The following is a 12176-nucleotide window of genomic DNA, read 5'->3' as shown; positions in this document are numbered from 1 at the left end:
ACGTTTGGCCAAGGCAAGCACCACTGGCTGGCCATCAACCGGCGGGCTTGAATTCTTTGGCCCGCTTGAAACTTTCCTGGATTTGCTCCGGGGTCATCCGGTAGAGGGTGGCCATTTTTTCCGGTAATTTATGGGGGTCATCCCGGCCCAGAGGCAGGGCGAGGATGAACCACTTGTGGGCTTCCACCAAATCACGTTTCACATCCCCCTGGCCCAGCAAATAAAAACTGCCCACCCGATACTGGGCTTCAGGCAGCCCGCGTTCGGCGGCCCGCAGCAGCCATTTGAAGGCCACGCGGTAGTCTTTCTCCACGCCCTCACCGTTATAGTAAATCTCGCCCAGTTGCATTTGGGCTTCCAGCACCCCTTTTTCGGCGGCCTTCTCATAATAGCGGACAGCTTCCGCGGGATTGGCCTTGATGCCGAGGCCACGCGCCAGGCAGAAGGCGAACCGGCATTGGGCTTCAGGCAGACCGGCGTCGGCGGCCGCCTGGAAATTGCGCGCGGCTTCCCGCCAGTCTTGCTTTACGCCGGCGCCGGCCGCGTAGATGCTGCCCAAGGCCAGTTGTGCAGGGGCATGGTTGGCGCGTGCCGCCCGGCGATACCATTCGACGGCGTCCTTCAAACTGATGGGCGTGCCCAAACCCAGTTCGTAGGCGCGCCCCAGCTTGTATTGCGCCTCCACGTTGTTTTTTTTTGCCGCGGCAGTCAGTTCCGCCAGAGACTCCTGGCCCAGCGCCAGGGAGTACAGACACAAAACCATTCCCACGGCCAGCCCCCAGAAACCTGGCCGTTGTGTATGCGTGCGGTTCATAGAATGAGCCTAGTCCCAGATGGCCCAAAAGACAAGCGCGGTTTTGCCGGTTTAGCCGGGCATGGATTGGCGGATGAGCCGCAATAAATCCGGGTAGGTCTCGACGGCGGGGAACTGGGGAAATTCACGGCGCACATTTTCCGGGGCGCGGAACAGCAGTCCCACGTCCGCTTCCTTGAGCATGGCGGTATCGTTGTAGGAATCGCCGCCGGAAATGACGAAATAATTGAGGATTTTCAGGGCGGCGACGGTTTTTTGTTTCTGGTCATTGATGCGCAGGCGGTAATCAACGATTCGGTCGTTCTCCACCACCAGCCGATGGCAGAGCAGGGTGGGCCAGCCCAGTTGCCGTAAAAGCGGAGCGGCGAATTGCTCGAAAGTATCCGAAAGGATGATGACTTGGGTGAAGGCGCGGAGTTCATCCAGAAATTCCCGCGCGCCGGGCAGGGGGGAGAGGCTGCCAATAACCGCCTGGATGTCCGACAGTTTCAAACCGTGGCGGTCCAGGATGGCCAGCCGTCCGCGCATGAGTTTGTCATAATCCGGCTCGTCCCGGGTGGTGCGGCGCAGTTCGGGGATGCCGGTCTTTTCTGCGACGGCAATCCAGATTTCTGGGGTGAGCACCCCCTCCATATCGAGCGTGACAATCGCCTGTTTCACGGGGCGGCAGTGTTCCAAAAAGCGGCGCCGGTGTCCAGCTTGAGGCGGCCTGGGGCGGGACGCCGGTTGCCCAAGAAAAAGTTTTGCAGAAAGTGCGCTGGTGTTTCATGATGCGGTCATGCGCCGTTTTTGGACATGGCTTCTGATGTTGCTCGTGGCCGCCGCTCCGCTGGCGGCGGCGGAGCTCATGCGGTTCAAACTCACGGACGGCTCCACGCTGGAGGGGGAAATTGGCAAGTTTTCCTTCACCAAGGACGGCTTGATGGTAAGGCTGCCCAACGGCAAGTATTCGCCGCGGGTGCGGTGGACCAACGTCAGCAAGGAGTCCCTGCAGCAATTGGCCGAAAACAAAGATGCCCTGCCTTTCATCGAGGCCTTGCTGGAGCCACCCGAGGAATTGCGTTTTGAGGCGGAGGAAAAAGCGCGGGAAGTGGCGCGCACCATCAAAATCAACCCCGTCCCCAACCGTCCGGAGCGGCCGGCGCCTCCTTCCAAGTTTGCCGCGTTGTTTTTGTCCCCGGTGACGCTGGTGCTGGTGTTGTTGATTTGGGCGGGGAGTTTGTATGCGAGTTATGAGATTGCGATTTTCAAGAACCGCCCGGTGGCTCTGGTCATGCCGATTGCGGCCTTCTTTCCGGTGGTGGGACCGCTGGTATTCTTCTGCTTGCCCCCTGCGCCGGTGAAATCGGCCGAGGAACTGGAGGCGGAAGCGGCCGCCGCCGCAGCCTTGCAGGAAGGGGAGGTGCCGGTGGAAAACACCGAGGGCGTGGCGGCGGAGACTGTCGCCACGGTCGAAGAAACCGCGCCTGCCCAGCCGCAATATCCGCCGCCGCAGGTTTTCAAGCGTGGTCAGTTCATTTTCAACCGGCGTTTCTTTGAAACCAAGTTTGCTCCGTTCTTCCGGCCGGTTTTGGGCGAGGAGGAGAAGGACATGGTGATTATCATTCGCTCCGCCCGCGGCGAATACATCGGTCATCGCTTCAGCAAGGCCGAGCCGAATCATGTTTTCCTCCAGATTTACAAGGGCAACGCCTCCGAGGAGGTCATGCTGCCTTTTGTGGAGATTAACGAAGTCATCATCAAACACAAAGACGCGCCAATGCCCTGAGCCGGCATGGCTACACCCCGCTTCATTTTCATGGGCACCGCCCCGCTGGCGGCGGTCAGTTTGCGTGTCCTGCTGCAATCTGATTGTGGCAGGGTGGAAGCCGTGGTGACCCAGCCTGACCGCCCCAAGGGACGCGATTTGAAACTCCAGCCCAGCGCCGTCAAGGAGGTGGCCTTGGCGGCCGGTTTGCCGGTAATGCAGCCGGAAAAAGCGCGAGACCCAGCTTTTGTGGAGCAGTTGCGGGGCTGGCGGCCAGATTTGATTGTGGTGGCCGCTTATGGCCAGTTGCTGCCCCAAAGTCTGCTCGATATTCCCCCGCATGGCTGCCTCAATGTTCACGCTTCGCTGCTCCCACGGTGGCGGGGGGCGGCCCCCATCCAATGGGCCATACTGGCCGGAGACAAGGAAACCGGCGTGACCATCATGAAAATTGATGCCGGTTTGGATACGGGGGACATGTTGACCACCGTCACCACGCCCATCCTGGACTCGGATAATGCCCAAACTTTGCATGACCGCCTGGCGCAACTGGGCGCCGAACTGTTGGTACAGACCATCCCCCTTTATCTGGCGGGGCAAATCCGGCCCCGGCCGCAACCGGCGGAGGGCGTGACCTATGCCCGGAAGCTGACGAAGGAGGATGGACGATTGGATTGGCGGCAAAGTGCCCGTGAATTGTGGCTGAAAGTTCGCGCTTTGAACCCCTGGCCGGGGGCCTATGCCTATCTGAGTGAAGGCGGGCCAATGATTAAGATATGGGAGGCCGCCCTTGAACCCGCCGGCGGCGGTGTGCCCGGCCAAATAGTGTCGGCGGGCAAGCAGGGCTTGTGCGTGGCTTGCGGCGAGGCGGCCTTGCGCATTACCGCCTTGCAAAAGGAAAATGGGCGACGCATGGATGTGGGCGCTTTTCTGGCCGGGCATCCGCTTCAAGCGGGTCAATTTTTGGCCTGAGACGAGGGCGGTCTGGGAGGGGCAGGGAGCTCCGCGGGATGGGTGGGATTACGTGAACAACTTGTGAATAACCCTTAATAAGTGGCCATTGTCCAAGGCCAATACCCAAGGCACACTTTCTCCTGCATGGCTAAACCGGCATTGGGACGAGGGTTGGGCAACCTGCTGGGAGACACCCAGATAGCGGACAAACCAGAACCTGCCAGCGCAAATCCGGACGCCGCCCAAACGGCGGTAAGTCCGGGTTTGGGTCATTTATTAACGGCTGGCCGCAATGGTGGTGGGGAAAAAGCTGCGGCGGTGGCGCCCGAGGGGGAGCAAGGAAACCCTGCTGCAGCGGCGGCGGAAACCAAGTTGCATGCTGCACGTGCCTCAGTCACCCCGAAGCCCTCCACCCAAGGCGCTCAACCTCCCCCCTCCGCCCAGCCTGAACAGACGGAGGAGTTGCCGGTGCAGGCGCCGCGTTGGGTGTTGTGGGCGGCGGACCTTCTGCTGATTACTCTGGCCGTGATGTTGGTATTCAAAAGTCCTGCCCCCTTGAAACCTTGGGAAATGACGCTTTGCCTGGCGGCGGTCATGTTGGGGGCTGTGCTTGCCTGTGTGGCTGCCTTGAGCAAGCCCCGGCGTTAAGAAAAAAGAATATGTCCACCCGGCAGGGGGCGCGTATTTGGAAGAATAATTCCAGCCCGCATGCCAATGGCAATGGCATCGCCTGTTACCCCTTCACGATGGGCCAGCCGGCGGCCACCAGCGCCCGGTAACCGCCAATGAGGGAATAAACGCGGCGGTAACCCATTTTTTGGGCGGCCTCGCAGGTCAGAGCGGAGCGGTAGCCCCCTCCGCAGTACATGATGATTTCTGTATTGGGGTCAGGGAAGCGTTTCTCCAGGTCCCGTTCCAGCACGCCTTTGCCCAGATATTGCGCGCCTTCGGCATGGCCCGCCGCCCATTCACTCTCTTCGCGCACATCCAGCAGCACCACGCGCGGGTCTTTTTGGAGGAGGGCGCGCGCCTCGGCCACGGTAATTTCCTGCACGTGTTTTTTGGCTTCGTTGACCAGCCGCAGAAATCCGGGTGAATGATCCATGCGGAAAAAATGCAGCAAGGGGGGGCAAGGGTCAATTCCTTTGCGGTTTTCTTTTGACCGTGGGGGCAGAAGCGATTATCCAAGGCGCAACATGAAACTCCTTAATGGCTGTGGAATGACGCTCGTGGGAGCGGTATGGTGGTGTGCGATTTGGCAGGGGGTGGCGCAACCCGCGCTGCCCAAGGACGAGCCTATCCGCGGGGCGCGCATGCCAGCCATCAGCCCGGATGGGAAGCGGGTGGTGTTTGTGTATCAGGGGGATTTGTGGCAGGTGTCCGCCAGTGGCGGCCGGGCGACTTTGATGACCACGCATGTGGCGTACGACGGATATCCCCGTTTTTCCCCTGATGGACGCTGGGTGGTTTTTGCCAGCAAACGGCAGGGCAATTTGGACCTGTATCTCATGCCGTCTGAGGGGGGCGCGGCGCGGCAGATTACCTGGCATTCCGGCAATGAAATACCCGGCGGCTGGAGCCGTGATGGCCAGCGGTTGTTGTTTGCCGGCAAGCGGGATTCCGCCAACAACCAGTTGTTTGCGGTGAACGTGCAAACGCTGCGGACGGAGTGTTTGCTGGAGGACTTTGCGCCAATCAACTCCCCCGATTTCAGCCCGGACGGCCGCTGGGTGGTTTATGGGCGCTATGGTTTCCCCAACTGGCGGCCGCGTTACACCGGCTCCGCCGCAGCGCAAATCTGGCTGCTGGACACTCAGACGGGCGCGCGGCGGGCGGTGACTCAAAATCAGCGGCAGCATCTGTGGATTCAGTTCATGCCGGACGGCAAACAGGTGCTCACGGTGACGGTAGGCGAAGACACGCCGAATGCGGGACGATTGAATGAGCCCTTGCCGCCGCTGCAGGACAACGCCCGGCGGACCCCCAACCTGTGGGTGTTTGATCTGGAGGGGAAGGGACGCCAAATCACCGAATTTGTCGGCGGCAGTGTGCGCTCGCCCAGCCTGGCGCATAAAACGGGTGATATTGTGTTTGAGTACGAGCATGACCTATATGTGCTCAAAGGCGGGCGCGGCAAGCCCACGCGGCTGGCAATCTACGCCGGAGTGGATGAAAAGGAGCCGCTGACGCAATACGAGAAGTTGACCAATGGCGTCAGCGAGGCCGAGCCATCGCCGGACGGCAAATGGATTGCCTTCGCCTTGCGGGGGGACATTTGGGTGGTGCCGGTGGAAAAGCCCAAGGGCATTGCCGGCAGAGAGGCGGATTATGCGCAACGGCTGACGGACTGGGCGGGCGATGATTCCGATTTCATTTGGAGCACCAACAGCAAAACCCTTTACTTCACCTCGGACCGGGAAGGCAACATGCGGCTTTATGCGCTGGAGGTGGAATCCCGCAAAATCGAAAAGCTGTGGGAGCGCCAGGAAGATGTTTCCAGTCCCATGCCCTCGCCCGATGGCCAGCATCTGGCTTTTTGGGTGGCGGGTCCGGAAGGAGGGCTGCATGTGTTGCGCCTGGCGGACCGGCAAATTCGCCGCGTGGTGCCTTTGCCGGGCCCGCACCTCCACGGCTACGGTGGCGGGCAGATGACCTGGTCGCCGGACAGTCAGTGGCTGGCTTACGTGGGCCGCAGTGCCAGCCGGTTTCACAATATTTTCCTGGTCAAAGTGGAGGGCGGCGAGCCGGTGAATCTCACCCAGCGGGCGGCCGCCCACAGCCAGCCGGCATGGTCTCCGGATGGCAAATACCTCTTTTTCCAGAGCGGCCGCGACAGTGGCGGTGTTTATGTTTTTCCGCTGCAACCGGAGGAGGTCCTGGCCAGTGAAACGGATTTGAAATATGAGAAGCCCAAAGACCCCGTCAAGGTGGCGATTGACTTCGAGGGTGTTTTGCGCCGCATCCGCCGCTTCATTGCCCAGAACCCCGCCGCGGACCTGCAGGTGACGGGTGACGGCCAGATTGTGTTCCTGGCGGAGGGGGATGTATGGAGCGCCAGCTACGATGGCAAGGAGACCAAGCGGGTGACCAACGGCGGCGGCAAATCCCAACTGCGCGTGCTGGCCGACGGCAAGCGGGCATTTTTTGTGCAGGGCGGCGAGCTGTATCAACTCCGCCTGCCCGAGGGGCGGGTGGAGAAAGTCGCCTTTACGGCGGAGTTCGAGCGCGATGTGCGGGCCGAGCGGCAGGCGGCGTTTGCCCAGTTCTGGCGCACTTACCACCGCGCCTTTTATGATGGGAATTTTCACGGGCGGGACTGGCGGGCGATTCGCGGCCGCTATGAGCCGTTGTTGCGGGCGGTGGGCACGCCGGATGAGTTTGCGGCGCTGCTGCAACTCATGGTGGGTGAGCTGGAAGCCTCCCACAGCGAGGTGAATCCACCGGAAGTGCCGCAGCGGGTCAACACACCTCATTTGGGATTTGCGCTGGATTACCGGCATGAAGGCCCCGGGCTGAAAGTGCTCAGCGTGCCGCCAGGAGCGCCGGGATGGTTCAAGAAGACCGAAATCAAACCCGGGGAATACATCCTCGAAATCAACGGTGAACCCGTTGCCACGGACGAAACGCTGTACCGTTTATTGAATCGGCGCCAGGGGCGGGAGTTGCAGTTGCTGGTCAACGCGAGGCCGGACAAGCAGGCCGCCCGCACGGTCAAATACAAGGCTCTGACGGCCGATGAGTGGAATCAACTGCACTACAACAACCGCATCGAGCGCCTGCGCAAACTGGTGGAAGCGCGCAGCCAGGGAAAGATGGGGTATGTGCATATTTCGGCTATGGGTGGGGACAATCAAAGCCGTTTTGAACAGGAGGTGTACGAGTATATGGCGGGCAAGGAAGCCATGATTATTGACGTGCGTTTCAACCGGGGCGGCAACATTTCCGACACCCTGATTGACTGGCTGGAGCGCCGCCAGCATGGCTGGTCCAAGCCACGGGACTGCCCGCCCGAGCCGGCCCCGGGCCGGGCGTGGGACAAGCGCGTGGTGGTGTTGATGAACGAGCATAGTTACTCCAACGGCGAAATGTTTCCGTGCGCCATGCGCCAGCGGGGCCTGGCGCGCCTGGTGGGCACGCCCACCCCCGGTTACGTGATTTGGACCTGGAGCTTCAATCTGGTGGATGGCACACGGGCGCGTTTGCCCATGGGCGGGGTGTACCGCATGGATGGCTCCAATCAGGAAAATCAGGGTGAGCAGCCAGACGTGTTGGTACCTTTGACCGCCGAGGACTGGCTGGCGGACCGGGACCCGCAGTTGGACAAGGCCATCGAATTGCTGAGCCAGGCAGGAAATCCCTGAACGCAGGCCACCCTGAAAGGCTGCCCGGTTGGTTTTGTGCCGGGCTTGCTGATTACCCCAGGACACCAGGGTTTTTGGTAAAAGCCGCCAATGCCGGCTTGCGCCATATCGGCCCTTATCCACACTGCAGGCCGATGTCCCTGCGCGTCGTGCCGCGCTTTGCTTAATTCCGAGCTTGTATGAGAAACGGAGTTTTGACTAGGAAAACAGCCGCATGACAGTACCAGTCCAGTCTGGCGCGTCCAACGCAGCGCCACCGATGACCGTCGGTCAAACGATTGAGGTTGTGGTGGAAGACCTTGCCTTTGGCGGCGAGGGCGTGGCGCGGGTGCAGGATTTTGTAGTGTTCATCCCCTTGGTCATCCCTGGGGAGCGCGTGCGCGCTGAGGTGGTGGAGGTTAAAAAGAACTTTGCCCGTGCCCGGTTAATCCAGGTGCTGGAGCCTTCTCCCGCCCGGGTGGAGCCGCGCTGTCCTTATTTTGGCGACTGCGGCGGCTGCCAGTACCAGCACATTCAGTATGAGCGACAGTTGGAACTGAAACACAAGCAGGTAATGGATTTGCTGGAGCGGATTGGCGGTCTGACCCGCGCCCGCGTGGAACCGGTGGCGCCATGTCCCCGGCCTTATGGCTACCGGAACCGCATCATGGTGCGCAGCCAATGGAACAAACAGGAGCAGCGTCTGGTCATTGGTTATTTGGGGGCCGACAACCGCCGGGTGGTGGATGTGGAGCAATGCCCGATTGCCGATGCCCGCTTAAACGAGCAGTTGCAGGCGGCCCGCCGGAATCCCCCGCCGCGCGGCGGGTTCAAAGTGGTGTTGCGTCTGGAGCCGGAGGGGTGGGAGGTGCCGCCGGACAGTTTCTTTCAAACCAATTTCCATGCCTTGCCCCTGCTGGTGGAGGCGGTTCGCGCCTGCCTCCGTGAAAGTGGGGCGGAGTATTTGGTGGATGCCTATTGTGGGGTGGGCTTTTTCGCGCTCTCCTGCGCGGATCAAGTGAAGCATTTTTTGGGGGTGGAGGTGGATTTGGCGGCGGTGCGCGCGGCCCGGCGCAATGCCCAGGCGCGCGGCATCACCAATGGCGAATTTTTTGCCGCGCGGACAGAAGATTTGTTGCCGGACATTCTGCATCGGTACGCGCCGGAGCGGACGGTGGTGATTCTGGACCCGCCGCGCACGGGCTGTCCGGCGCCCAGCTTGGAGCTGCTGCGCCGGCAGCAGGCACGGCAGATCATTTATATTTCCTGCCATCCGGCCGCCCTGGCGCGGGATTTGAACATTCTTTGTGCCGGAGGTGTCTATGAGTTGGTGCGGGTGCGTCCGGTGGACATGTTTCCTCAAACCCAACACGTGGAATGTGTGGCCGATTTGCGTTTACGCGGGGCGCAAGGGTAGTGGTTTTTGATTTTGCCTTTTCCTCCAACATGATTTCAACTGGGGCGGCACATGACGACTGACACCGAACAATGGGCGCCTTTGCCTGGGGCGTTTGCGCGGCGGGTATTGCCATGGCTGGCACTGGCCGGGGGGCTGGCGCTGTACCTGGTGACGTTGAATCCGTGGGTCACGCTGGAGAGTCTGCAACAATGGGCCCGGGTGGCGGGCTGGGTATGGCAGCCGCCGGTGGTCGAGCCGTTGACCTACCTGGTGCATTATCCGGTGCGCTGGTTGCCCGCCCATTGGCAGCCGCTGGCCTTAAACTTGGTGGCGGCCACGTGCGCGGCCTTGACGCTGGCGTTGCTGGCGCGTTCGGTGGCCCTGCTGCCCCAGGATCGCACCAAGGATCAGCGCGTGCGCGAGGATGGCGACTTTGGCCTGCTGACCATTCGCTTGAACTGGATTCCCCCCCTGCTGGCGGTGCTGGTATGCGCGGTGCAGGAGGATTTCTGGCGGCACGCCGTCTCCGGCACCGGGGAAATGCTCAATCTGCTCTTGTTCGCGTATGTCATCCGCTGCCTGCTGGAGTACCGGGTGAGCGAGCGTGATTCCTGGCTCATTCGGCTGGCCTTTGTTTATGGGCTGGCCACCACCACCAACTGGGCCATGATTGGCTTTTTCCCGCTGGCGGTGATTGCGGTGGTGGCCTTGAAGCGGATGGAACTGTTTCACAGTGGCCTGTTTCTCAAGTTGCTGGGGGCAGGCCTGGCGGGGTTGATGCTGTATCTTCTGTTTCCTTTGCTGGCCTTGCGGTATGACCATGAAAGCGTGAACTTCTGGCTGGTGCTCAAAACCAACCTGCTTCTGCAAAAACAAAGTCTGTTCTTCTACGGCTATCGCATGCCGTTCATCATTCTGGCGGTTTCCTGCGCGCTGCTGCCGCTGGTCCTGGTCTGCATCCGTTGGCCGGCCTCCTTTGGGGATGTCAACCCCTTGAGCCAGATGTTGGTGCAATTTCTTTTCCGGGTGGCGCATGTGGGGTTTTTCGTGGTGGGGCTGGTGGTGTTTTGGCGGCCGCCTTTCCTGGAGGCGCAAATCCAGGCGGCCGGGCTGTCCTTCCTTTCCTTGCATTACCTCGGGGCGTTGTGCCTGGGGTATTTTGCCGGTTATTTGCTGCTGGTCTTTGGTGTGCCGCCGGCCAAGGCCTGGCGGGCGCCGGGGCCGCTGCTGAAAATATTAAACTATACCCTGGCGGGCGCAGTGTGTTTGTGCCTGGTGGCGGCGCCGGCGGCGCTGATAATCAAAAATTGGCCGCGGTTGAAGGCCCTCAATTCGCCCTGGCTCGCCCGTTTTGCCGAGCGGCTTTTGCAAAGCATTCCCGAGGAGCAGGCCGTGCTGCTCAGTGATCATCCGGCGCATTTATGGTTGGTGGCCGCCTGGAAGGCCCGCCAGCAACAGCCCTTCCAACATGTCGGGCTGCATACCCAGTCGTTGACTTCCCGCCTTTACCATGAGTATCTGCGGCGACGGTATCCCGGTTTCTGGCCGGCTTTGCCCGCCATGAAGGATGGCCGGCCGATGCCGGAACCGCTGCCGCCGTTGTTCATTCTCCAGCGCCTGGTAGAGGCGCAAAGCCAGCGGCCGTTGTATTATTTGCATCCCAGTTTTGGTTATTACTTTGAGGTGTTTCACGCCTACCCCAGCGGGCTGGCGCTGGCGCTCAAGCGGGCGGGGGCTCAAGATTATCAGTTTCCCCAGCTTTCCACGGCCGAAGTGCAGCGCAATTTGTTGTTCTGGACGCGCATCGCGCCGGATTTGCAACAATTAACGGCGCAGCTTAAGCTGCCCGTGAGTGATGTGGGATTTGTGGCGCGCTCCGTGGGGCAGGACTTGAACCAGTGGGGGGTGGCCTTGCAACGGCAGGGGCGGTTGACGGAGGCGGCGGCCGCCTTTCAGCAGGTCTTGCAGTTGCACAGCAATCACTTTGGCGCGCAGATTAACCTTGCGTTCAACCAACAGTTGCGCCAGGCCCCCGTCAATTCCAACATGCTGGCCCGAGCCAACCGCATGTTGGGGCAGTTTGAAAATTACGAGACAATCCTCAGCTTTTTCCATCCGTTTGACGACCCGGGGTATCTATCGGTTTTAGGGCGGCTGTTCAGTCAGAACGGTTTGAACCGTCAAGCGCTTCAATGTTTCTATCGCGCCCGCCCCTATCGCACCAATGATTTGGAGCTTGATTATTGGATTGCCCAAACCCACCTGCAAGCGGGGCATTTTGACCAGGTGTTGGCCATGGCCAATCAGGCGCGGCGGCAGGGAGGCGTGGCGTGGGACAATTTGACCAACCGCATGGAATGGGTGCGGTTGCAGGCGCTCGCTTACTATGGCCTCACCAATGCCGCCGCCGCGGAGCAGGTGTTGCAGGGGGCCTTGGCCGCCGCGCCCAACCAGCCCCTGCCGCTGGCGGTGGCCACCCAGGTATATCTGGCCCGTGGTTTGGTGACCAATGCGCTGGCCATGCTCGAGCGGCATCTGCGGCTGGAGCCGGACAATCCGATGGTGCTGCTTAATCAGGGGGTGGTGTTGATGCAGATGCAACGCTACCAGGAGGCCATGGCCCCCCTCACCAAGGTCCTCGAGAAAGACCCGAAACAGACTTCTGCCCGCCTTAACCGGGCCATTGCCCAACTGTTGTCCAACCAGCTCGAAGGCGCTCGCCGGGATTATGAGGTCTTGCGCCAGTCGCATCCCAACTATTTCGCGGTGTACTATGGACTGGGCGAAATTGCGTGGCGGCAGGGCCAGAAAAAAGCGGCCATCGCGCATTACGAGAATTATTTGAAGCACGCTCCCAAGGGCATCCAGGAGCGGCAGATGATTGAAGAGCGGTTGAAGCAGCTCAAAGGAAAGTGACGCCGT

Annotated in this window: 9 protein-coding genes; 6 read left to right on the top strand and 3 right to left on the bottom strand. The window is 60.7% G+C overall.

Going from position 1 to position 12176, the window contains the following annotated elements; all coding sequences use genetic code 11:
* Positions 1-34: 34 nt before the first annotated feature.
* Together NXS98_RS06850 and thrH are read right to left on the bottom strand one after the other, a co-directional pair.
* Entirely contained in the window at positions 35-814 is a 780-nt protein-coding gene (locus tag NXS98_RS06850; protein WP_283847737.1) for a tetratricopeptide repeat protein, read from the bottom strand.
* A 51-nt stretch (positions 815-865) separates the two neighbouring features.
* Positions 866-1474 carry a bifunctional phosphoserine phosphatase/homoserine phosphotransferase ThrH gene (gene thrH, locus NXS98_RS06845; RefSeq protein ID WP_283847736.1) on the bottom strand — a complete coding sequence of 203 codons (609 nt, stop codon included), beginning with the start codon at positions 1472-1474 and terminating at the stop codon, positions 866-868.
* Positions 1475-1592: 118 nt separating this feature from the next.
* On the opposite strand from thrH, the gene NXS98_RS06840 reads away from it, so the two are divergent.
* From NXS98_RS06840 to NXS98_RS06830, 3 genes are all read left to right on the top strand, one after another.
* Positions 1593-2582 (top strand): hypothetical protein, encoded by a 990-nt coding sequence (locus NXS98_RS06840; RefSeq protein WP_283847735.1) that lies wholly within the window; start codon positions 1593-1595, stop codon positions 2580-2582.
* Between the two features lie 6 nt (positions 2583-2588).
* The gene (gene fmt, locus NXS98_RS06835; protein ID WP_283847734.1) at positions 2589-3533 is read left to right on the top strand and encodes a methionyl-tRNA formyltransferase; all 945 of its coding nucleotides are present in this window, start codon (positions 2589-2591) and stop codon (positions 3531-3533) included.
* Between the two features lie 126 nt (positions 3534-3659).
* Entirely contained in the window at positions 3660-4163 is a 504-nt protein-coding gene (locus NXS98_RS06830; protein WP_283847733.1) for a hypothetical protein, read from the top strand.
* An 85-nt stretch (positions 4164-4248) separates the two neighbouring features.
* Here the strand turns inward: NXS98_RS06830 and NXS98_RS06825 are convergent, their stop codons facing one another.
* Entirely contained in the window at positions 4249-4620 is a 372-nt protein-coding gene (locus tag NXS98_RS06825) for a rhodanese-like domain-containing protein (protein WP_283847732.1), read from the bottom strand.
* A 91-nt stretch (positions 4621-4711) separates the two neighbouring features.
* Here NXS98_RS06825 and NXS98_RS06820 point away from each other — a divergent pair, with 91 nt between their 5' ends.
* From NXS98_RS06820 to NXS98_RS06810, 3 genes are all read left to right on the top strand, one after another.
* A complete protein-coding gene (locus NXS98_RS06820; protein ID WP_283847731.1) occupies positions 4712-7876 on the top strand; it encodes a S41 family peptidase in 3165 nt (1054 codons plus the stop codon).
* 214 nt (positions 7877-8090) lie between these two features.
* Complete coding sequence (locus NXS98_RS06815; RefSeq protein ID WP_283847730.1) at positions 8091-9272, top strand: class I SAM-dependent RNA methyltransferase; 1182 nt, start codon at positions 8091-8093, stop codon at positions 9270-9272.
* Between the two features lie 51 nt (positions 9273-9323).
* On the top strand, positions 9324-12170 hold the full coding sequence (locus NXS98_RS06810) for a tetratricopeptide repeat protein (protein WP_283847729.1): 2847 nt from the start codon (positions 9324-9326) through the stop codon (positions 12168-12170).
* Positions 12171-12176 lie beyond the last annotated feature (6 nt).

The sequence above is a fragment of the Fontisphaera persica genome, assembly GCF_024832785.1.
GTDB classification, from domain to species: domain Bacteria; phylum Verrucomicrobiota; class Verrucomicrobiia; order Limisphaerales; family Fontisphaeraceae; genus Fontisphaera; species Fontisphaera persica.
Note: the sequence above shows the minus strand (reverse complement) of the source record. Positions and strands in the feature narration are given on the sequence as shown.

Bases quoted from the DNA above. Each gene is read 5' to 3' on its own strand.
- NXS98_RS06850 (WP_283847737.1), bottom strand. From the start codon at position 814: ATGAACCGCACGCATACACAACGGCCAGGTTTCTGGGGGCTGGCCGTG.
- NXS98_RS06840 (WP_283847735.1), top strand. From the start codon at position 1,593: ATGCGCCGTTTTTGGACATGGCTTCTGATGTTGCTCGTGGCCGCCGCT.
- fmt (WP_283847734.1), top strand. From the start codon at position 2,589: ATGGCTACACCCCGCTTCATTTTCATGGGCACCGCCCCGCTGGCGGCG.
- NXS98_RS06830 (WP_283847733.1), top strand. From the start codon at position 3,660: ATGGCTAAACCGGCATTGGGACGAGGGTTGGGCAACCTGCTGGGAGAC.
- NXS98_RS06825 (WP_283847732.1), bottom strand. From the start codon at position 4,620: ATGGATCATTCACCCGGATTTCTGCGGCTGGTCAACGAAGCCAAAAAA.
- NXS98_RS06820 (WP_283847731.1), top strand. From the start codon at position 4,712: ATGAAACTCCTTAATGGCTGTGGAATGACGCTCGTGGGAGCGGTATGG.
- NXS98_RS06815 (WP_283847730.1), top strand. From the start codon at position 8,091: ATGACAGTACCAGTCCAGTCTGGCGCGTCCAACGCAGCGCCACCGATG.
- NXS98_RS06810 (WP_283847729.1), top strand. From the start codon at position 9,324: ATGACGACTGACACCGAACAATGGGCGCCTTTGCCTGGGGCGTTTGCG.